Here is a 20,263-nt window from a genome sequence, read left to right as displayed (position 1 = left end):
GCTACCGTGTCGCCCGTGAGCACCCTCGTGACCACCGAGCGCCTCGTCGTCCGCGACTGGGAGCCCTCCGACGTCGCCGCAGCGCTGGCCGTCTTCGGCGACGACCGCGTCGCCCGCTGGCTGGCCCCGGCCGCCGAGGCGGTGGCCGACGAGGCCGAGATGCTCGAGCTCTTCGAGGCGTGGGAGCACGAGCAGGTCCGCCAGGACGGCGACCTCGAGCAGTTCGTCGGCCGGTGGGCGCTCGCCCGCAAGGACGACGGCGTCGTGGTCGGCGCCCTGGTGCTGCGCACGATGCCCCCGCACGACGCCGACCTCGAGATCGCGTGGCAGCTGGCCCCCGAGCACTGGGGCCACAGCTACGCCAGCGAGGGCGTGCGCGGCCTGGCCGCGTGGGCCTTCGAGCAGGGCGCCGCCGAGGTGTTCGCCGTCATCCGCCCCGGCAACGAGCGCGCCGAGTGGATCGCGCGCCGCCTGGGCATGGAGTGGGTCGGCGAGACCGACAAGTACTACGACCTGCACCTGCGCGCGTTCCGGCTCCGCCCGAGCGACCTGGCCCCGCCGGACCCGGTCACCACCGGGATGATCCCCGTGGTGAAGGCGACGCCGCCCCCCGCCTGAGCGGAGCTCAGCGCCGGCGGCGGCCCTCGTCGGAGCGCACCCGGCGCGGGAACCGCTGCGCCAGCGCCACCCTGATCGGGGGCACCACCACGCCCTCGGCGGCCAGCTGCGCCCGGACCTTCCGCCGGGTGGCCAGCACCCCGACGAGGCCGACCGCCCAGATGACGTACTGGACGCTGAACGCGGTGCGGAAGTCGTCGAGGGAGTAGTCGCCCCCGGTCGCGTCGAGCACCACCCCGACGGCCAGCACCACCACCAGGCTCGCCACGAACCCGCCGACGTTGACGATGCCGGTCGCGGTGCCCTGCCGGTCGGCGGGGTTGAAGGTGCGGGCGTAGTCGAAGCCCACCATCGAGCCCGGTCCGCCGCTGGCCAGAGCGAGCACCAGCACCCCGAGCAGCCACAGCGGCGCCGGCCCCGGCCAGGCGATGACCGCCGTCCACGCGGCCGCGTTGAACGCCACGATGGTCAGCACCAGCCACGACCGCCGCAGCGGGTGCCGCGAGACCAGCACCCCCAGGAGGGGACCGGCCACGAGGCCGGCCACCACGTACGCGGTGAACAGCGCGCTGACCGTGGCCTGCGGGACCCCCTCGCCCCGCTCCAGGAACGGGAAGCCCCACATCAGCGCGAACACCGTGCCGGGGAACTGCGTGACGAAGTGGCTCCACAGCCCCAGCCGCGTGCCGGGGTGGCGCCACGCCCGCACCAGGTCGCTGCCCGCCTTCGACCAGCTCAGCGGCGGCCCCGAGCGCGAGCGCACCCCGGGGGCGTCGCGCACCACGAGGGCGACCAGCACCGCCGCCAGCACGCCGAGCGCCGCGGCGGACGCGAACGCCGTCGTCCACCCCCGCACCGCCAGCAGCGCCACCAGCGGCACCGCCGAGAGGACCTGGCCCAGCTGGCCCATCAGACCGGTCAGCTGCGTCACCACCGGCGCGTGGCGCGCGGGGAACCAGGCGCCCACCAGGCGCAGCACGCTGATGAACGTCAGCGCGTCACCGGCGCCCACCAGCACCCGCCCCAGCACCGCCAGCGGCAGCACCGCCCCCACCGCGAGCACCAGCTGCCCCAGGGCCATGAGCAGGCCGCCCGCCACGACCAGGCGCCGCGTGCCGTACCGGTCGAGCAGCACCCCCGCGGGCACCTGCAGCGCCGCGTAGACCACCAGCTGCAGCACGGTGAACAGGGCCACGGCGCTGGCGGTGGTGCCGAACCTCTCCACGGCGTCGAGCCCGGCCACGCCGAAGGAGGTCCGCTGCAGCACGGCGACCACGTAGGCCACCACCGCCACCGCCCAGACCGTCCAGGCGCGCCACGGTGATCTGGTGCTCGCCACGGGCCCAGTGTGGCGGAGGGTCAGACGTCGAGCTCGAACCACACGACCTTGCCGACGGGTGCGTCGTCGACGCCCCAGCGGCGGGCGACGACGTCGAGGATCGCCAGGCCGCGGCCGTCCAGGGCGCCGGCGTCGCTCTTCTGCACCTTGGGGCGGCGGGAGTTGTCGTCGCCGACGCGCACTCCGACCCGGCGGCCGTGGACGGCCAGCTCGAGGTGGACGTCGCTGCGGCCGTGGAGCACGGCGTTGGTGACCACCTCGCTGACCAGCAGCTCGAGGGTCTCCAGCTCGTCCTGCCCGACGCCCGCCTCGCGGCAGCGCTGCACCACCAGCCGCCTCGCCGCGCCCGCGGACGCGACGTCGCACGGCAGGTCGAAGGAGACCCGGACCGTGTCGAGGGGAGGGAGGTGGCGCGCCATGGGGGTCTCAGTGTCTCCCGGCGGCGCCAGACGGCAACCGCCGGCCGTCACAGCGCGTGACGACCGGCGGTCGGAGAGCGGTGCCGGCGCGCTCGGCGCCGGGCCCCGCGGGGCTCAGCGGGCGGTGTAGGTGAGGCAGGCGGCGGTGTCCGCGCCGCTGGCGCCGGCGCCCACGCGGATGGAGCTGGCCGAGCACTCGAGGTCGGCGTTGAACGAGCACTCGGTGCGCGAGCAGGCGCCCACCTGGGCGACGACCTTGTCGAGGCCGCCCTTGGTGCCGAGCGGGATGAAGGTGCCGCAGTCGGCGGAGCCGTCACCACCGCTGACGGTGATGGCGAAGGCGTGGCAGCCGTCGTGGTTGTACGAGCAGCCGGCGACGGTGCACTCGCTGACGGCGGGCATCTCGAGCGTGGCCATGGTGACCTCCAAGGTCGTCGGAGAAGCAATTCTTTTGGCTCACCATAAGGCGGAGACTCGAATTCCACCAGCGCGACACCCCAGGTCAGAGGCCGTTCGAGATAAACAACAACGCCGTTCTCATATTCGGTGAGGCTGCCCTCAGGAGAAAGAGGAAGGGCAGCCTCACCAGAATTCGGTGAGGCTGCCCTTCCTCGTCAGGAGGTGCTGTGCGTCAGCGGTACGACGAGGTGGTGTACGTCGTCGGTCCGCCGCTGCGACGGGCGCTGCCGCCGCGGCCCTGGCCGCCGCTGGAGCGCTGGCCGGTGCTGCGGCCGCCAGCCGCCCCACGACCGCCCGAGCCGCCGCGGCCGCCCGAGCCGCCGCGCCCCGCGGACGAGCGCGCGGGCTGCTGCTGCACCGGGGCGACCGGCGCGGGCTCGACGTGGGGGGCGACCTCGCCGGTGAGGCGCAGGACGACGTCGGACGCCGCCGTCGTGCGCTGGTGCTGCTCGGCGGTGATGCGCGCCTGGCGCATCATCACGGCCACCTCGCGGTTCTGCTCCGGCAGCACGACGGTGACCACGTCACCGCCGGAGCCGGCGCGCGCGGTGCGCCCGGAGCGGTGCAGGTAGGCCTTGTGCTCGGTCGGCGGGTCGACGTGCACGACGAGCTCGACGTCGTCGACGTGGATGCCGCGGGCCGCGATGTCGGTGGCGACCATCACCTTCACCTCGCCGGAGGAGAAGGCGTCCAGGTTCCGCACGCGGGCGTTCTGCGACAGGTTGCCGTGCAGGTCGACGGCGGGGATGCCCTGGGCGGTGAGCTGCTTGGCCAGCTTCTTGGCCTGGTGCTTGGTGCGCAGGAACAGCACGCGGCGCCCGGTGCCGGAGGCGAGGTGGCGCACGACGTCGTTCTTGGCGCCGACGTCGGAGACGTGGAGCGCGTGGTGGGTCATCGCCGGCGGCGGGGCGGTCGCGCTGTCGACCGAGTGCGTCAGGGGGTTCACGAGGAACCGCTTGACCAGCACGTCGACGCCGTTGTCCAGCGTCGCGGAGAAGAGCAGGCGCTGGCCGCCGGCCGGGGTGGCGTCGAGCAGGCGGCGCACGCCGGGCAGGAAGCCCAGGTCGGCCATGTGGTCGGCCTCGTCCAGGACGGTGACCTCGACGCCGTCGAGGGTGAGCTCGCGCTGGCGCAGCAGGTCCTCGAGGCGGCCCGGGCAGGCGATGACGATGTCGACGCCGCCCGCCAGGGCGGTGACCTGGCGCCCCTGCGGGACCCCGCCGAAGATCACGGTGGTGCGCAGGCCGGCGGCCTTGGCCAGCGGCTCGACGGTCGCGGCGATCTGGGTGGCGAGCTCGCGGGTCGGGGCGAGCACGAGGCCGCGGGGGCGGCGGGGGGCCCGCGCCGCGGAGCCGGCGGCCACGCGCGCCACCAGCGGCAGCGCGAAGGCGATGGTCTTGCCCGAGCCGGTGCGGCCGCGGCCGAGCACGTCGCGGCCCGCGAGGGTGTCCGGCAGCGTGGCGGCCTGGATCGGGAACGGGCTGGTGACACCGGACGCGGCCAGGCTCGCTACGAGCGGGGCCGGGACGCCGAGGGCGGCGAACGACGGCGCCGAGGCGTCGGCGGCGGTGGTCGCGGGAGCGCTGCCCAGCGGGGCCGCCGGGGTCGCTGCGGCGGGGGCGGCCGGGGAGTGCTCCGGGGCCGCGGGGCGGACGGGCCGCTGCGAGGGCACCGCGGCGGCGCGGTCGGCCGGAGCCGCGTCGCGCGCGTCCCGAGGGGCCTGGCCGGCGGCCGGGGGGCCCTGGGGGGAGCCGCTGCGACCGCGACCGCCGCGGCGGCGGCGCGGGGCGCCGGAGCCGGCCTCGCGGGCCGGGCCCTGCGCGCTGTGGCCGGGGCCGTTGTGGCCGGGGGTGTGGTGACCGGGGGTGGTGGGCATGGGGGTCCTGTCGTCTCGTGCCCCGGGCACGCGCAGCGCGCGGCAGCAGGGCGTCGGGCGGGCCCGCTGGGGGCCGCTCCGGGCTGGTCACCTCCCGCCGGGGCGTCACGCCGGCGCGGCGCGGGAGGTGGTGCTGGGGATCGGCGGCCCGGGTCGAGCGCTCGCGCTCGACGTCCCAGGCGCTGCCGCGCACCCCCAGTGTGCCTCATGCCGCGCGCCGACCGACAGCGACACACCACATCCGTCACACGTGGAACACGAGTCCCGTGCGTCACGCCCCAGCGTCACCAGGTCGGCGGATCGGCGACCTGCAGCGCGTCGTCGTCCACCCGGAAGGTGCGCGCCTTCCCGACCCCCGTGTGCGGACCCTCGAACCGCACCGTCACGCGGCCCACCCCGGACCCCTGGACCCAGCCGGCGCCGTGCTCGTCGTGCACCACGTCCTGTCCCGGGCGCCACTGCCGCTCGGCGGGTGCGGCGGGTGCGGCGGCATTCGGCGGCGCGGCGGCCTCGACCTCCTCGACGTCCTCGACCCCGGTCGCCGCGTCGACGTCGCCAGGAGCTCCGTCCGGGGCGCCGCCGCCGTGATCGCGGTGCTCGGCGTGCTCGGCCTCCACGTCGGCGAGGGCGGCGAGGAGGTCGGTCTGGACCGGGGCGTCGAGGTCGTCCGTCGCCCCCACCAGCCCGGAGACGCCCACCCCGAGCAGCCTCAGGCCGCCGGTCGCGTCGATCGCCTGGAGCAGCGGGAGCGCGGCCGCGACGATCTCCTCGGCGCTGGCGACGGTCCCCGCCCCCGCCGTCGTCCCCGCCGTCGTCCCCGCCGCCGTCGTGGCCGACCGGGCCAGGGTGGAGAAGTCGTAGCGCTTGGCCTTGACCGTCACGGTCCGCCCGCGCAGGTCCGCGGCCTGCAGCCGCTCGGCCACGCGGCCGGCGATCCTGCGCAGCTCACCCGCGAGCACGGCCCTGTCGACGACGTCGGTGGCGAAGGTCTCCTCCGCGGAGACGGACTTCGCCTCGCGCTCGGGCACCACGGGGCGGTGGTCGACACCCAGGGCCGCCGCGTGCAGCGCCGCTCCGGCCGCGCGACCCAGGAGGCCGACCAGCTCGCGCTCGTCGGTGGCCGCCAGCTGCCCGACGGTGCTCACCCCCAGCCCCGCCAGGCGGGCCTGCGTGGCCGGCCCCACCCCCGGCAGGCTCCGGACGCCCAGCGGCGCCAGCACCGACCGCTCCTGACCCGCGGGGACGACCAGCAGCGCGTCGGGCTTGCGCAGGTCCGAGGCGACCTTGGCCACGAGCTTGCTGGTCCCCACCCCCACCGACGCGGTCAGCCCCACCTCGGTGCGCACCCGCTCGCGGAAGGCCGCCGCCGCGGCGAGCACGCCGTCGTCCTCCGGACCGGTGGAGGAGCCGGACAGGTCGACGTACGCCTCGTCGAGCGAGAGGGGCTCCATCAGGCCCGCTGGCCCGGCCAGCTCCGCGAGCAGCGCCATGACCTGCGACGACGCCGTCCGGTAGGCCGAGAACCGGGGCGAGAGGTAGGCGGCCCACGGGCAGGCGCGGCGAGCGGCCGCCGTGGGCATGGCCGAGCCGACGCCGAAGGCCCGCGCCTCGTACGACGCCGTGGCGACGACCCCCCGCCACGCGGTGCCGCCGACGACCACGGGCTTGCCGCGCAGGGAGGGCTTGTCGCGCTGCTCGACGGCGGCGTAGAAGGCGTCGAGGTCGACGTGCAGGACCGTCCGACCGGCCGGGCCCGCGGGGGTGGGCGGCACCCGCTGACGGTAGGCGCCCGGGGCGCCGCGCGCTCGCGCCGGGGAGCGCGACCGGCACGGCGACCGGACGCGACCGGCCATCCGATGACCGGCCGTCCACAGATCTGGCCGGATTCCCACCAAAACCTGTCGGAGGCGCACAGGGTCTGCGTAGGTTGTGGGCGTTCGCCCCGCAGCGCTGGGCCCCGGCCGACCACGTCGTCCGCCGGGGCGGCGCGCGCCCGGGGGCTCACCGACACGGAGGTCATGACCCTTGAGCGCATCCACGGCACGCCACCGCGCCCAGACGCAGCCGAACCGGGTGGCACGCCGTGCGCTCGGGATCGCCGCCACCGCCGCCGTGGCCGCCGCGCCCGTGGTGGCCGTCGCAGCGCCGGCGTCCGCGGCCAGCGGGTCCACGTGGGACCGCCTGGCGCAGTGCGAGAGCACCGGCGACTGGTCCATCAACACCGGCAACGGCTACTACGGCGGCCTGCAGTTCTCCAGCGGCACCTGGAAGGCCTTCGGCGGAGGCGACTACGCCTCCCGTGCCGACCTGGCCAGCCGCGAGCAGCAGATCGCCACGGCCGAGAAGGTCCTCGCGAAGCAGGGCTGGGGCGCCTGGCCCTCGTGCTCGCGCAAGCTGGGCCTGAGCAACGCCGACAAGGCCGGCTCGGCCGCTGCGGCGCCCGACGTGACGCGCACCGCGCAGGCCTCGCGCTCGGCGGCGCGCACCGCCGCCCCGCCGGCTCCGAGCGGCTCCTACACGGTCGGCGCCGGCGACACCCTCGCCTCGATCGCCGCGGCGCGGGGAACCACCTGGCAGGCCATCTGGTCGGCCAACAAGGGCGTCATCGGCAGCAACCCGAACCGCATCTTCTCCGGCCAGGTGCTCAGCGTCTGACTCGCCGGGCTGACCTCGGCAGACGCCTGCCGGGGCCGGCCCCCAGACAGGAGATCACGCAGAGCGACCCCCGAGGAGGAGGTCGACACTCTGAGTGATGTGTGTCAGTTTGGGTCGCGATGACTGAAATGACTCGAACCTTCCGCGTCCGACGTCCCTCGACCCGCCGCCTCCTCGCAGGCGTCGCAGCAGCATCGCTCCTGACCGCTCCGCTGGTGGCCCTGACCGGCACCGCGGCCCAGGCCGCCACCGGGTCCACGTGGGACCGCCTCGCCCAGTGCGAGAGCACCGGCGACTGGTCCATCAACACCGGCAACGGCTACTACGGCGGCCTGCAGTTCTCGCAGAGCACGTGGCAGGGCTTCGGCGGCGGGCAGTACGCCTCCCGCGCCGACCTCGCCTCCCGGGCCGGGCAGATCGCCACCGCCGAGAAGGTCCTGGCCGTCCAGGGCTGGGGCGCCTGGCCCTCCTGCTCCAAGAAGCTCGGTCTGTCGAGCGCCGACGAGGGCGGCTCGGCCGCTGCCGACGAGGTGACCGCCTCCCGCAGCGCGACGAGCGCGTCGCGCTCCAGCGACCGCGCCGCGGCCCCTGCGGCCGCGACCTCCGGAGGCTCCTACGTGGTGCGCAGCGGAGACACGCTCTCGCGCATCGCCGCCGCCCACGGGACCTCGTGGCAGGCCCTGCACGCCGCCAACACCGCCGTCATCGGCGCCGACCCGGACCGCCTCCGGGTGGGGACCACCCTCTCCGTCTGAGCGCTCCTGGCGTGCACACCGTTGTCTTAGGTCTGCCTAACATGGCGTGGTGCATGCAGACGTGGTGCGGACCGAGAAGCTGACCCCCACCCTCGTGAGGGTGGTGCTCGGCGGCCCCGGGCTCGACGGCTTCACCATGGCCGACGGCACCGACGCCTACGTCAACCTGGCCTTCGCGCCCGAGGGCGCGCCCTACGGCCCGGTGTTCGACCCGCAGGAGGTGCGCGGGCTGGGGCTCCCCCGGGAGCTCCAGCCCGTGCGCCGCCGCTACACCGTCCGCTCGTGGGACCCGGTGCTCCGCGAGCTGGCGATCGACTTCGTGGTGCACGGCGACGAGGGTGTGGCCGGGCGCTGGGCCGCAGCCGCCCGGGCCGGTGACGTGCTGGTCCTGGAGGGTCCCGCCTGCGGCTACCGGCCCGACGCCGATGCCGCCTGGCACCTGATGCTGGGCGACGAGTCGGCCCTGCCGGCCATCGCGGCCTCCCTGGAGGCGCTGCACCCCGACGCAAGGGCCGTGGTGCGTCTGGTGTGCGACGGCCCGGAGCACCGCGTGCCGCTGTCCAGCCCCGGCGACGTCGACGTCGCCTGGCTCGTCCGCACCGGCAGCGCGTCGGACGGCGAGCTCCTCGCGGAGGCTGCGCGCGCCCTGGACTTCCCGCCCGGGCAGGTGCACGCCTTCGTGCACGGGGAGGCCGAGGAGATCCGTGCGGTGCGCCGCCACCTGCTCGTCGAGCGCGGGCTGCAGCGCTCGGACATGTCGTGCTCGCCGTACTGGCGCCGCACGATGACCGACGAGGCGTGGCGCGCGGTGAAGCGCGACTTCATCTCGGCGATGGACGCCGACGTCGCCTGAGGCCCCGGCTCGCAGCTGGCGGGCCGCTGGCGTCAGCCGGCGGCCATGTCGACGAACCGCGAGTAGTGGCCCTGGAAGGCCACCACGATCGTGTCCGTCGGTCCGTTGCGGTGCTTGGCGACGATGAGGTCGGCCTCGCCGGCGCGGGGGCTCTCCTTCTCGTAGGCGTCCTCGCGGTGCAGCAGGATGATCATGTCGGCGTCCTGCTCGATCGCGCCGGACTCGCGCAGGTCGGACATCGCCGGCTTCTTGTCGGTGCGCTGCTCGGGGCCTCGGTTGAGCTGCGAGATCGCGATGACGGGGACCTCGAGCTCCTTGGCCAGCAGCTTCAGCGCGCGGGAGAACTCCGAGACCTCCTGCTGGCGGCTCTCGACCTTCTTGCCCGACGTCATCAGCTGCAGGTAGTCGATGACGACGAGCTTGAGCCCGTGCTGCTGCTTGAGGCGCCGGCACTTGGCGCGGATCTCCATCAGCGTCATGTTGGGGCTGTCGTCGATGAAGAGCGGGGCCTCGCTGACCGCGCCCATGGTCTTGGCCAGGCGGGTCCAGTCCTCCTCGCGCATCGTGCCCTTGCGCATGTGCTGGAGCGGCACCTTGGCCTCCGCGGACAGCAGGCGCATGGTGATCTCCGTCTTGCCCATCTCCAGGGAGAAGACGACGGCGGGCATGTTGTTCTTGATCGAGGCCGACCGCAGGATGTCCAGCCCGATCGTGGAGTTGTGCGTCGGCACCATGGACCGCGTCGCGAGGTACAGGTGCGACGGGTGCTCGATCTCGATGCACCGCACCGGCACGCTGGGCACCGGAGCGACGCTGACGACGGACCGCTGACGCGTGCGGGCCGTGCCCGGGCGGCGGCGGTCCTTGTGCACCAGTCGCTTGCGCTCGAGCCAGAAGACGTCGTCCTCCGTCGTGAAGGTGATGGTGGAACAGGTCGCCCGTGCTGCGTTCCGCGTCCTGACCTGCTTCTGCGACACCCCGCAGCGGTACCCCAGGCTCAGGACGAGCTCCTGGACGTCCCGCGCCAGGCGCTCGTCGGTCACCGCGAACTGCACGCTGCCCGTGGGGTTGACCGTGCCGTCGCTGTCGAGGAGGCCAGCGAGGAGGGCACGCCGCTGCGACTCGCTGCTCCTGAGGTACGCCGCAGGGATGTGCTTCTCCCCCAGCACACCGAGTCCCCGCAGCAGAGCCCGGACCGAACCGCGCTCCTGGTGGCAGGTCGAGCAGCGGCCCAGCCCTGTCGACGGCCGCCCGCAGTCCGGACACGTGGGAGCCGGCGAGGGCGCGCTGACGGCCTGCGCCCGACCGCCGCAGGAACGCCCGCACGTCCGCACCTGTGACGTGCGCGGACGGAAGGTGGCCGCGCAGACGACGCAGGACCGGTCTGAGACCTCCGGGTGCACGAGGGACCACCCGTAGCTGATCGTGCTGCCGACACGGCGCATCTCGTAACCCTCGGACTCGAGGTGCATGACGACCTCGTGGTCAGCGGTCGAGATGCGCGCCGAGTCCGTGTGACCGTCACCGAGCCAGATGCCCAGGGCGTAGGGGGTGATGGGGAGCTGTCGGTCCCCCAGCGCCAGGGGAGCAGCGACCGCCACCGTGTGCTCGGCGCGACCGTCAGCTGTGCCGCACCGCACCGTCCGTGCCATCTGCTCGGTGGTGCGGATCCGCGGCGGGGCTCCCCTGCGTCGCTCCGAGCGGTCCTGCGTGGCCCACTGGTGCTGGGCGTCGGCGACGACGGTGGTGCCGTCGTCGAAGACCACCTCGTAGCAGGGTCGGTCGACCAGCACCTCGGTCGCCGCGACGACCCGCGTGGGGGTGCCGTCGGCCGCGATGACCTCGTCGCCCACGGCGACCTCGCCCATCGTCGTCCAGCCCGTCGGCGTGGGCAGGGGCGTGTCGAGCGCCAGGGCCTTTCCGATGGCGGGGCGGGCGGCGATGACGATCATCTGGCCGCCGTGGAGGCCGTTGGTGAGGGCGTCCAGGTCGGTGAAGCCGGTGGGGACGCCGATCATCCCGTCGCCGCGGTGGCTGGAGGCCTCGATCTCGTCGATCGTCGCCTCGATCGTCGAGCCCAGGGGCACGTAGTCCTCGGTCTGGCGCTGGTCGGTGACCGCGTAGACCTCGGCCTGGGCGGTGTTGACGAGCGCGTCGACGTCGCCGCCCTCGGCGCTGTAGCCGAGCTGGACGATGCGGGTGCCGGCCTCGACGAGGCGGCGCAGCACGGCCCGCTCGCGCACGATCCGGGCGTAGTAGCCGGCGTTGGCCGCGGTGGGCACCGAGGAGATCAGCGTGTGCAGGTACGCCTGCCCGCCGACGCGGCCGATCTCGCCCTTGCGGGTCAGCGTGGCGGCCACCGTGATGGCGTCGGCCGGCTCGCCGCGGCCGTAGAGGTCCATGATCGCGTCGTAGACGAGCTCGTGGGCCGGGCGGTAGAAGTCGGTGCCGCGGATCTGCTCGACGACGTCGGCGATGGCGTCCTTGCTCAGCATCATGCCGCCGAGCACGCTCATCTCCGCGGCGACGTCCTGCGGGGGGCGTGCGGCCCAGCTCCTCGCTGGGGCCGCCGGAGGACTCGTAGTGCTCCAGGTCAGCCAGTGACATCCGCGCCCGCCCTCCCGTCCTGACCCGAGCGGTCTCCCGCTCCTCCTGGTCCTGCTCCTGCACCCGGTCCCGTGCACCCGGCCACCCGCACATCAAGCCACGCACCACTGACATCCCGGCGACCCACCCGGTGAGCAGTCGTCGGAGGAAGGGGCGGAGGCCGGGACGTCGCTGCTGCGGGGGCGGTGCACCCGGGGGTGCACCTGCGACGGTAAGCGCCCCGCGGGCTCCACCGGAGCGGTTCTGCACCGGCGGCGCGCGGGGCCTGTGGACAGCGAGCGGGGCGGGCCTCCCACCTGCACCGGAAGGGCGCAGAGTTATCCACAACCTGGGGACAAGCCTGTGGACAACTGTGGATAACTCCGTGTGGATCACCGCAGGACAGGCTGTGAGCAGCCTCGATGTCCATCCACGGGGTGTGGACAGTTCGTCATCCACAGGGTGAACCGCAGGTGTCGGCGTGTCGTGACACCGGCGTGTCGCGGCAGACGCGCCGGTGGTGACGCTGCGGTGATCCGCGACTCCCACCCGCTGCGACCCACCGTCCACCTCGTCGGCCCAGCGCCCACCGGCCTCAGCGGCCACCCCCGGCGAGGGGTGGACTGCTGCAGGTCTTGGCGGTCCGTGGCCCGCAGAGCCCCTGGGAGCCCACCGATCGCCAAGACCTGCACGGAGCTGCCCGCGTGCAGCCCCAAGGCCCCCAGGGCCACCCGCTCGCGGCGACCACAGGACCACCGGCACGGCCCGCGCCCCGCACGCACGACGCCGCCCGCCCCGCGGGGTGCGGGACGGGCGGCGTCGGGTGCTGCAGCGGCGCTGCAGGAGGCCGGGGCTCAGGCCTCGGCGACGACCTGCACGTCGATGGAGGCCGAGACCTCCGGGTGCAGGCGGACCTGCACCGTGTACTCACCGGTCGAGCGGATCGGGTTGCCGATCTCGATCTTGCGGTGGTCGACGGAGGTGCCGGTGCTGTCCTTGACCGCCGAGGCGACCGAGGACGGCGTCACGGAGCCGAACAGGCGGCCGCCGGTGCCGGTGCGCACCGCGAGGCGCACGGAGGCGTTCTCGAGGCGCTGCTTGACGGCCTTGGCCTCGTCGACCGAGGCCAGCTCGCGGGAAGCGCGGGCGGCGCGGATGGACGCCACCTGCTTCTCGCCGCCCTTGGTCCAGCCGGTGGCCAGACCGCGGGGCACGAGGTAGTTGCGGCCGTAGCCGTCCTTGACCTCGACGATGTCGCCGGGCGCACCGAGGCCGGTGACCTCCTGCGTGAGGATGAGCTTCATCTCGTCAGTCCTCTCAGCGGGGCGAGCTGGTGTAGGGCAGCAGGGCCATCTCGCGCGCGTTCTTCACGGCGGTGGCGATCTGGCGCTGCTCCTGGACGGACACCCCGGTCACACGGCGGGCGCGGATCTTGCCGCGGTCGGAGATGAACTTCCGCAGCAGCGCGGTGTCCTTGTAGTCGACCGTGGTGATCTTCGCCGCCTTGAGCGGGTTGACCTTCTTCTTGGGCTTGCGCACAGCGGGCTTGGCCATCGTGGAGCTCCCTCTCTCGGAGCCCGGCCCCGCTGGCAGGGGCCGGGATGGTGGTGGGTCAGACGGGCGGGAGCGGGTGCTCCGCCCGCGTGTGGAGCGGGTGGTGCTGGTGGTTCAGGCCTGGTGGCCGACCGGGCCGACCGTCAGAACGGCGGCTCGTCGTTGAAGGAGCCGCCGCCCCAGCTGCCGCCGCCGGAGGACGAGCCCCCGCCGGAGCCGCCGGAGGACGAGCCCCCGCCCGACGGGCCGGTGGCCCACGGGTCGTTCGACTGCTGGCCGCCGCCGGAGGACGAGCCCCCGCCGGAACCGCCGCCGAAGCCTCCGCCGCCGCTGCGCTGGGTCTTGTTGACCTTCGCGGTGGCGTAGCGCAGGGAGGGACCGACCTCGTCGACCTGCATCTCGACGACGGTGCGCTTCTCGCCCTCCTTGGTCTCGTACGAGCGCGAGACCAGGCGGCCGACGACGACGACGCGCGAGCCGCGGGTCAGCGACTCGGCCACGTTCTCCGCGGCGTCGCGCCAGACCGAGCAGCGCATGAACAGCGTCTCGCCGTCCTTCCACTCGTTGCTCTGGCGGTCGAACGTGCGCGGCGTGGAGGCCACGGTGAAGCCCGCCACGGCAGCCCCGGACGGGGTGAACCGCAGCTCGGGGTCGCTCGTCAGGTTGCCGATCACGGTGATCGTCGTCTCGCCGGCCATGGGGGCTCCTCGGGTGTTCTCGTCAGCGGCTGGGCGTCGGTCGCTGGTCCGGCTGCTGGTCTAGCAGCCGCCGGTGACAGCGGGTCGACGTCGGGTCAGCGGGCGTCCGGGCGCATGAGCTTGGTCCGCAGCACGGCCTCGTTGAGGTTGAGCTGGCGGTCGAGCTCCTTGGCCGTGGCCGGCTCGGCCTGCATCGTCACGACGGCGTAGATGCCCTCGGACTTCTTGTCGATGTCGTAGGCCAGGCGACGACGGCCCCAGATGTCGACGTTGTCGACGGTGCCACCGTCGTTGCGGACGACGTTCAGGAACCGGTCGAGCGAGGGAGCGACGGTGCGCTCCTCGAGCTCGGCGTCGAGGATGACCATCAGTTCGTAGGCGCGCATCAGCGACCCACCTCCTCTGGACTCGGCGGTCACGGTCTCTCCGTGACAGGAGGTGCCGCTCCCCACCAGGGCGGTGGAGGCAGCGGCGTGCGGTCCGCACAGGCGGACCACCCCTCATGCTACCGGTTGCTCCAGCCGCTCCGGTCCCGCCGCTGGTCCGGGCTCGGCCGACCCCGCCGAGCGCTCGCGCGGGCTGCGCCGCCCCACCAGCCGGACCCCCTGGGCCGCGAGCCAGCCCACCGCCAGGAGGCGCACCACGAGGACCACCGCGTAGCCGCCGGGCGAGAGCCCCCGGCCGTCCTCGGAGCTGGTGGCGTAGATGTACAGCCAGGTGCCCGTGGCGGCCGCGCACTCGGCGAGGCCCCAGAGCAGGTGGTCGCGCCAGCGGGGTGCGGCGACGGCCGCCAGCGGCAGCAGCACCAGGGTCGCCTGCACCGGCACCGAGGGGGAGACGACGAGCGCGCCGCCCACGAGGACGAGCGCCACGGCCGCCAGGCGCGCGACCGGGTCCGCGCCGACGGTCCGCGCTGCCGCCGCGGCGCCGAGCAGGACGACGACGAGCAGGCCGACCCCCGCCAGCACCGACACGGCGGTGGCGGGCAGCGGGCCCCAGGGCACCTGCGAGCCGTCGGGCAGGGTGCCCTGCAGGCTCGGGAGCAGCCAGACCGAGCCGAAGCCCGCACTGCCCCCGCCGTCCCACCAGCGCGAGCCACCCGGCTGCGTGCTCGTGCCCACCCGGGCGGCGAGCGTGACCAGTCCTGCGGCCAGCACGGCGGCGGCGGTGGCGGCGAGGGCCTCCAGCGGTCCGAGCGGCTCCCCGGCGTCACCGCTGCGCCGGCGGGCGCGGGCGTGCTCGCGGCGCCCGACGAGGACCACCAGCCACAGCGCGACCAGGACCAGGGCCGCCACCGGCCGGACGCCGGCCGCGAGGCCGACCAGGGCGCCGGCCACGGCCGGTCGGCGCCGGGCGAGGGCCAGGAGCGCCCCCGCCAGCAGCGCGACGCCGACGAGGTCCACCGACACCAGCCCGGCGACCACGACGACGGGGCTCAGCGCCACCAGCGCCGCGTCCCAGGGGGAGCCCGAGGTGCTGCGCGCCCTGACCACCAGGACCGCCGCCACCGAGAGGCAGAGGGCCGCCAGCACCACCGACAGGTCGAAGGCGCCGCGGGGAGTACCGGTCGCGAGGTCGAGCAGGCGCAGGACGACGGCGGTGGTGGGCGGCTGACCGCTCGCGCCGCCGGGCGCTGCGCCGGTGCCCACCAGGGCCGGGACGTCGGAGTAGCAGGCGTGGACGTACTGGTCGGGCGAGGCCCAGCCGGTGGTCCGGCAGTGCTGGCGCAGCAGGGCCGCGAGGGCCACGGGCAGCACCGCCGCCAGGGCGAGCAGCACCGCCGGACCCCGCGCTCCTGTCAGCGTGCTGCCGGCGCGCCGGCCGAGGGGCCCCCCGACCAGCGCGCTGGCGGCGCGGACCACCGGGTCGTCGTCACCGGGCCGGTCGGGCCGGTCGACCCGGTCGGGCCTGTCAGCGGAGCCGGGACCCGCGGGGTGCGCCACCGCCCGCGTCAGCCCTGCGCGCGGCCCGCACCGGGGCCGGCGGCGGGGCCACCCGCACCCCGGCCCTGCCCAGGACCGCCCTGGGCCGCCTGGGCGGCGGCGCCGAGCCGCGCCGCGGCGCGGTCGGCGATCGAGGGGGCACCGGCCGCCTGCGGGGTGTCGCCGGCGTCCTCGGTGGGCCCCTCGGTGGCGCCGTCCTCCCCGTCGGTGGGCGACTCCGAGGGCGAGGCCGAGGGGTCGCCCGTCGGCGTCGCCGAGGCGGTGTCGGTGGGCGTCGGGGTGGCCGTCGCCGTGGGCGAGGGGCTGGAGCTGACCTGCTTCGACGGGCTCGCGAACTTCTCGACCTTCGTGTCCTTGAGCGCCTTCGTCATGTACGAGGTCCATATCTTGGCCGGGATCGTGCCACCGGTGATGTCGCTCTTGACCCCACCCCACCGGCCCAGGCCGAGCTCCTCGTAGTCCGGCGCGGGCCCGGGGTTGTACAGGACGACGGCTGTCTCCAGCTGCGGTGTGAAGCCGTTGAACCACGCCGCCTTGCTGTCGTTCGTGGTGCCGGTCTTCCCGGCGATCGGGCGGTTGCCGAACGCCTTGCCGACGCTCGCCGCCGTGCCGCCGCTCTTGGTGACGGCCTGCATCGCGTAGACGGTGTCGGCCACGGCCTGCTCGGAGAAGGGCGTGGTGTCCTTGTCGCGACCTGCCCTGTAGCGCGTCTCGTCGCCCTGGCGGACCTCGGCGACGAAGTGCGCCGGACGGACCGTTCCCCCGTTCGCCAGCGCCGCGTAGGCCTGCGCCATCTGGAGCGGGTTGACCGCCGAGCTGCCCAGCACGTTGGAGACCGCGGACTTCGCGCGGTCGTCCATGTCGATGCCGAGGGCTGCGGCGGCCGCAGCGGTCTTCTCGGGGCCGATCTCATCGTTCAGCTGCATGTAGATCGTGTTCACGGAGTCCGCCGTGGCAGCGACAAGGTTCATCTGGCCGAGGGACTGCCCACCGAAGTTGCTCACCGGTGTGTTGGCGAAGGTCATCGGGCTGCGTCCGCTGAAGGTGCTGCTCAGGGTGATGCCGCTGCTGGGTCGTCCAGAGCAGCGAGCAGGGTGATCGGCTTGAACGTCGAACCGGCCTGGGCGCTCGCCTGGGTGATCGCGTTGACGCCGGTCGTGGCTCCGAGCGGGTCGGGGCCGCCGTACATCGCGACGACTCCGCCGGTGGCCGGGTCGATGGAGACGAGGCCCGCGCGAACGGTGTCGGGGCGCCCGCTGGTGGGGTAGGCGTTCTTGTCGTTCATCGTGTCGATGGCGGCCTGCTGCTTGGTCGCGTCGATGGTCGAGACGATCGACAGGCCCGAGGTGGCCACCTGGTCCGACGTCGTGACGCGCTGCGAACCACCGTCGAGGGTCGCCACCGTGAGCCCGTTGTCGAGACCCTTGACCTCATCGACGACGGACTGGAGCACGTACCCGTTCGGCCCCTGGAACCACTGCGGCTTGAGCTGCTCGGCGATCGTGGGGATCGTCGGGTTGGCGGCGACCTCGTCCGCGGAGATCTTGCCCATGCCCTGCAGGGCGCCCATCACGTAGGTGTAGCGCTTCTGCGCGTTCCCACCCGTGTCGGTGGCCGGGTCCCAGGCGGAGGGCGCCGGGAGGATGCCGATGAGGAAGGCGGCCTGCTCGTGCGTGAGCTGGGTCGGGTCGACGTCGGGCCCGAAGTACGCCTCGGTCGCCGCGCCGATGCCGTAGGCGCCGCGCCCGAAGTACACCGTGTTGAGGTAGCTCGTGAGGATCTGGTCCTTGCTGTACTTCTGGTCGACCTTGAGGGCCTGGATCGCCTCGGTGGCCTTGCGCGTGTAGGCGCGCTGGTCGTTGCCGGTGATGTTCTTGACGTACTGCTGCGTGATCGTCGACCCGCCGCCGAGGTCGGAGTTGCCGGTGATGACGCCCCAGACCGCGCGGCCGATGCCGGTGACCGAGACGCCCTTGTTCTCGTAGAAGGTCCGGTCCTCGCTGGCGACGGCCGCGTCCTTGGCCGCCTGGGGCATCTGCTCCGCGGTGAGCGGCTTGCGGTCGATGCCGTTGTTCAGCTCGCCCATGACGGTCGTGCCGTCGGAGTAGTAGACGGTCGTCGTGGCGACGAGCGCGTCCTCCTTCATGGTGGGCACCGACGTCGAGGCGTAGGCGAACGCGCCGACGCCGGCCACGACGAGGACGATCAGCAGCATCCCTCCCAGCACCGCCGGGAGCCAGCGCCGGCGGCGGGCGGGGCGTGCGGGGGGCCGCTGGCCACCGCCCTGGGGGCGCGGGGAGCCCCCGCGAGCAGCAGGAGCGGAGCGCCGGCTCGGCGCCGGGGTGCGAGCAGCCACCGGGTGCGTCCCTCGGGTCTGGGGTGCCCCGGCTCGTCGCCGGGGAAGGTCACGGACCTCCCCAGTATGGGCCGACCGGCTGAAGCCGACCTGGACTTCGAGGGAGCCGAGCACGGTCGGTTCGCGCCCGTCGGAGTCGGTCGCTACAGTCCTGTGATGTATCGGTTCGATACATCAGTGGTGAGCGCCCCAGCGGTGCGGCAGGGGAGGTGGCTCGTGGCGCGCGGTTCCGACGCCCTGACCATCGCCGTCCTCGGCCTGCTGGACGACTGCCCCCTGCACGGCTACGAGCTGCGCAAGCGCATCGACCTCGTCATCGGCCCGCTGCGGCGCCGCATCTCCTTCGGCAGCCTGTACCCGGCGCTGCGCTCGCTGGAGGCGCAGCAGTGGATCACGCAGAGCACCCCCACCAGCGCCGTCTCGCCGCTCACCGGCCGCCGCAGCCGCGTCGTCTACCAGCTGACCGACGCCGGCCGCGAGCAGCTGCGCTCGCTGCTCGCCTCCTCCGGGCCCGCCACCTGGGAGGACGAGCAGTTCGACGTCCACTTCGCGTTCTTCGGCAGCACCGACGCCACCACGCGGATCCGCATCCTCGAGGGCCGGCGCACCCGCGTGGTCGAGCGCCTGGAGCGCGTCGGCGCCGCCCGCGCCAGCGCCCGCCCCGACAGCTGGAGCGCCGAGCTGCACCGCCACACCACCGAGTCGCTCGAGCGCGAGCTGCTATGGCTCGACGAGCTCGTCGAGCGCGAGCGCTCGGGCCGCGGCCCCGCGCCATCCCCGACCACCTCCCGGCCGTCGCAGCGCCCAGCTGACGCCGCCGGGCAGGTCCGCACCACCCGCACCACCACCAGCGAGCCGTCCGGCCAGCTGTCGTCCGAGCCGTCCAGCTGAGCGCTGGACGACGACCAGAGGAGATGAACCGGATGAGCTCCATCCGCGTCGCCGTCGTGGGCGTCGGCAACTGCGCCGCGTCCCTGATCCAGGGTGTCGAGTACTACAAGGACGCCGCGGACGACGCGACCGTCCCGGGCCTGATGCATGTCCGCTTCGGCGAGTACCACATCAAGGACATCGAGTTCGTCGCCGCGTTCGACGTGGACGCCAAGAAGGTCGGCTTCGACCTGTCCGAGGCGATCTTCAACTCGGAGAACAACACCATCAAGATCGCCGACGTGCCGCCGCTGGGCGTGCCGGTGCAGCGCGGCGTCACCCACGACGGCCTCGGCAAGTACTACCGCGAGACCATCGAGGAGTCCGACGCCGAGCCGGTCGACGTCGTCCAGGCCCTCAAGGACGCCCGCGTCGACGTCCTGGTCTGCTACCTGCCCGTCGGCTCCGAGGACGCCGCGGAGTTCTACGCGCAGTGCGCCATCGACGCCAAGGTCGGCTTCGTGAACGCCCTGCCGGTCTTCATCGCCTCCGACCCGGAGTGGGCCAAGAAGTTCACCGACGCCGGTGTGCCGATCGTCGGTGACGACATCAAGAGCCAGATCGGCGCGACCATCACGCACCGCGCCCTGATGCGCCTCTTCGAGGACCGCGGCGTCATCGTCGACCGGACGTACCAGCTCAACGTCGGCGGCAACATGGACTTCAAGAACATGCTCGAGCGCGACCGCCTCGAGTCGAAGAAGATCTCCAAGACGCAGGCCGTGACGAGCAACGTCGACCACGACCTCGGCAAGCGCAACGTCCACATCGGCCCGAGCGACTACGTCGAGTGGCTCGACGACCGCAAGTGGGCCTACGTGCGCATGGAGGCCCGCAACTTCGGCGACGTGCCCCTGAACATGGAGTACAAGCTCGAGGTCTGGGACTCCCCGAACTCGGCCGGCGTCATCATCGACGCGCTGCGCGCCGCGAAGATCGGCCTGGACCGCGGCATCGGCGGCCCGCTGACCTCCCCGTCGTCGTACTTCATGAAGTCGCCGCCCGTGCAGAAGCGCGACGACAAGGCCAAGGACGACGTCGAGGCCTTCATCGCCGGCACCAACGAGCGCTGACCGGCGGGCCGCGGCTCCTCCGCTGGGGGAGACTGGGCCCATCGACGCTCACCACACCGACGGCCCGGTCCCCCTGGGGGGCCGGGCCGTCGGCCGTCTCCGCCGCCCGCACCCACCTCGGGCCTGCTGGCGGGGGCGGCGGCCGTCGC

At 73.9% G+C, this 20,263-nt stretch carries 19 protein-coding genes; 6 read left to right on the top strand and 13 right to left on the bottom strand.

The features are described from left to right. Window positions 1–15 precede the first annotated feature (15 nt). On the top strand, window positions 16–618 hold the full coding sequence (locus F1641_RS16960) for a GNAT family N-acetyltransferase (RefSeq protein ID WP_194907464.1): 603 nt from the start codon (window positions 16–18) through the stop codon (window positions 616–618). Window positions 619–625: 7 nt separating this feature from the next. Here F1641_RS16960 and F1641_RS16955 read toward each other — a convergent pair whose 3' ends face one another. The 5 genes from F1641_RS16955 to F1641_RS16935 form a co-directional block, all read right to left on the bottom strand. Beyond that, window positions 626–1,957, bottom strand: coding sequence for an MFS transporter (locus tag F1641_RS16955; RefSeq protein ID WP_309225673.1), 1,332 nt, complete (start codon window positions 1,955–1,957; stop codon window positions 626–628). A gap of 20 nt (window positions 1,958–1,977) precedes the next feature. Next, window positions 1,978–2,376 (bottom strand): ATP-binding protein, encoded by a 399-nt coding sequence (locus F1641_RS16950; protein WP_194907463.1) that lies wholly within the window; start codon window positions 2,374–2,376, stop codon window positions 1,978–1,980. Between the two features lie 114 nt (window positions 2,377–2,490). Then, window positions 2,491–2,793, bottom strand: a complete 303-nt coding sequence (locus tag F1641_RS16945; protein WP_194907462.1) for a DUF1540 domain-containing protein — start codon at window positions 2,791–2,793, stop codon at window positions 2,491–2,493. A 214-nt stretch (window positions 2,794–3,007) separates the two neighbouring features. Further along, window positions 3,008–4,711 carry a DEAD/DEAH box helicase gene (locus tag F1641_RS16940; protein ID WP_194907461.1) on the bottom strand — a complete coding sequence of 568 codons (1,704 nt, stop codon included), beginning with the start codon at window positions 4,709–4,711 and terminating at the stop codon, window positions 3,008–3,010. A 284-nt stretch (window positions 4,712–4,995) separates the two neighbouring features. Continuing rightward, window positions 4,996–6,483 carry a DNA polymerase IV gene (locus F1641_RS16935; protein ID WP_309225672.1) on the bottom strand — a complete coding sequence of 496 codons (1,488 nt, stop codon included), beginning with the start codon at window positions 6,481–6,483 and terminating at the stop codon, window positions 4,996–4,998. Between the two features lie 301 nt (window positions 6,484–6,784). Between F1641_RS16935 and F1641_RS22575 the strand changes: the two genes are divergently transcribed. From F1641_RS22575 to F1641_RS23460, 3 genes are all read left to right on the top strand, one after another. Next, on the top strand, window positions 6,785–7,366 hold the full coding sequence (locus tag F1641_RS22575; protein ID WP_194907459.1) for a transglycosylase family protein: 582 nt from the start codon (window positions 6,785–6,787) through the stop codon (window positions 7,364–7,366). A 215-nt stretch (window positions 7,367–7,581) separates the two neighbouring features. Further along, window positions 7,582–8,121 (top strand): transglycosylase family protein, encoded by a 540-nt coding sequence (locus F1641_RS22570; RefSeq protein ID WP_309225671.1) that lies wholly within the window; start codon window positions 7,582–7,584, stop codon window positions 8,119–8,121. A gap of 49 nt (window positions 8,122–8,170) precedes the next feature. After that, window positions 8,171–8,974 carry a siderophore-interacting protein gene (locus F1641_RS23460; RefSeq protein WP_194907457.1) on the top strand — a complete coding sequence of 268 codons (804 nt, stop codon included), beginning with the start codon at window positions 8,171–8,173 and terminating at the stop codon, window positions 8,972–8,974. A gap of 32 nt (window positions 8,975–9,006) precedes the next feature. On the opposite strand, the gene dnaB is transcribed toward F1641_RS23460, so the two are convergent. The 8 genes from dnaB to F1641_RS16880 form a co-directional block, all read right to left on the bottom strand. Continuing rightward, a complete protein-coding gene (gene dnaB, locus F1641_RS16915) occupies window positions 9,007–11,571 on the bottom strand; it encodes a replicative DNA helicase (protein ID WP_255515014.1) in 2,565 nt (854 codons plus the stop codon). Between the two features lie 843 nt (window positions 11,572–12,414). After that, window positions 12,415–12,864, bottom strand: coding sequence for a 50S ribosomal protein L9 (gene rplI, locus F1641_RS16910; RefSeq protein WP_194907455.1), 450 nt, complete (start codon window positions 12,862–12,864; stop codon window positions 12,415–12,417). Between the two features lie 13 nt (window positions 12,865–12,877). Then, the gene (rpsR, locus tag F1641_RS16905; protein WP_109772846.1) at window positions 12,878–13,114 is read right to left on the bottom strand and encodes a 30S ribosomal protein S18; all 237 of its coding nucleotides are present in this window, start codon (window positions 13,112–13,114) and stop codon (window positions 12,878–12,880) included. Between the two features lie 143 nt (window positions 13,115–13,257). Beyond that, window positions 13,258–13,812, bottom strand: coding sequence for a single-stranded DNA-binding protein (locus F1641_RS16900; RefSeq protein WP_194907454.1), 555 nt, complete (start codon window positions 13,810–13,812; stop codon window positions 13,258–13,260). A gap of 95 nt (window positions 13,813–13,907) precedes the next feature. Continuing rightward, on the bottom strand, window positions 13,908–14,198 hold the full coding sequence (gene rpsF / locus F1641_RS16895; protein ID WP_194907453.1) for a 30S ribosomal protein S6: 291 nt from the start codon (window positions 14,196–14,198) through the stop codon (window positions 13,908–13,910). A 114-nt stretch (window positions 14,199–14,312) separates the two neighbouring features. Beyond that, complete coding sequence (locus F1641_RS16890; RefSeq protein ID WP_194907452.1) at window positions 14,313–15,755, bottom strand: glycosyltransferase 87 family protein; 1,443 nt, start codon at window positions 15,753–15,755, stop codon at window positions 14,313–14,315. An 8-nt stretch (window positions 15,756–15,763) separates the two neighbouring features. Next, window positions 15,764–16,780, bottom strand: a complete 1,017-nt coding sequence (locus tag F1641_RS16885) for a penicillin-binding transpeptidase domain-containing protein (protein ID WP_194907451.1) — start codon at window positions 16,778–16,780, stop codon at window positions 15,764–15,766. 26 nt (window positions 16,781–16,806) lie between these two features. Then, a complete protein-coding gene (locus tag F1641_RS16880; RefSeq protein WP_194907450.1) occupies window positions 16,807–17,970 on the bottom strand; it encodes a transglycosylase domain-containing protein in 1,164 nt (387 codons plus the stop codon). Window positions 17,971–18,327: 357 nt separating this feature from the next. On the opposite strand from F1641_RS16880, the gene F1641_RS16875 reads away from it, so the two are divergent. Next, on the top strand, window positions 18,328–19,002 hold the full coding sequence (locus tag F1641_RS16875) for a PadR family transcriptional regulator (protein ID WP_206691339.1): 675 nt from the start codon (window positions 18,328–18,330) through the stop codon (window positions 19,000–19,002). 32 nt (window positions 19,003–19,034) lie between these two features. Beyond that, the gene (locus F1641_RS16870; RefSeq protein WP_194907446.1) at window positions 19,035–20,114 is read left to right on the top strand and encodes an inositol-3-phosphate synthase; all 1,080 of its coding nucleotides are present in this window, start codon (window positions 19,035–19,037) and stop codon (window positions 20,112–20,114) included. The last annotated feature ends 149 nt before the right edge of the window (window positions 20,115–20,263 follow it).

This window comes from Quadrisphaera sp. INWT6 (genome assembly GCF_015390235.1).
In the GTDB taxonomy this organism is placed as follows: domain Bacteria; phylum Actinomycetota; class Actinomycetes; order Actinomycetales; family Quadrisphaeraceae; genus Quadrisphaera.
This window is presented reverse-complemented; position numbering and strand designations above follow the sequence as displayed.

Excerpts from the sequence above, each read along its gene's own strand:
- F1641_RS16900 (WP_194907454.1), bottom strand. The coding sequence starts at position 13,812 with ATGGCCGGCGAGACGACGATCACCGTGATCGGCAACCTGACGAGCGAC.
- rplI (WP_194907455.1), bottom strand. The coding sequence starts at position 12,864 with ATGAAGCTCATCCTCACGCAGGAGGTCACCGGCCTCGGTGCGCCCGGC.
- F1641_RS16880 (WP_194907450.1), bottom strand. The coding sequence starts at position 17,970 with ATGCTGCTGATCGTCCTCGTCGTGGCCGGCGTCGGCGCGTTCGCCTAC.
- F1641_RS16950 (WP_194907463.1), bottom strand. The coding sequence starts at position 2,376 with ATGGCGCGCCACCTCCCTCCCCTCGACACGGTCCGGGTCTCCTTCGAC.
- rpsF (WP_194907453.1), bottom strand. The coding sequence starts at position 14,198 with ATGCGCGCCTACGAACTGATGGTCATCCTCGACGCCGAGCTCGAGGAG.
- F1641_RS16940 (WP_194907461.1), bottom strand. The coding sequence starts at position 4,711 with ATGCCCACCACCCCCGGTCACCACACCCCCGGCCACAACGGCCCCGGC.
- F1641_RS16870 (WP_194907446.1), top strand. The coding sequence starts at position 19,035 with ATGAGCTCCATCCGCGTCGCCGTCGTGGGCGTCGGCAACTGCGCCGCG.
- F1641_RS16885 (WP_194907451.1), bottom strand. The coding sequence starts at position 16,780 with ATGACCTTCGCCAACACACCGGTGAGCAACTTCGGTGGGCAGTCCCTC.
- rpsR (WP_109772846.1), bottom strand. The coding sequence starts at position 13,114 with ATGGCCAAGCCCGCTGTGCGCAAGCCCAAGAAGAAGGTCAACCCGCTC.
- F1641_RS16945 (WP_194907462.1), bottom strand. The coding sequence starts at position 2,793 with ATGGCCACGCTCGAGATGCCCGCCGTCAGCGAGTGCACCGTCGCCGGC.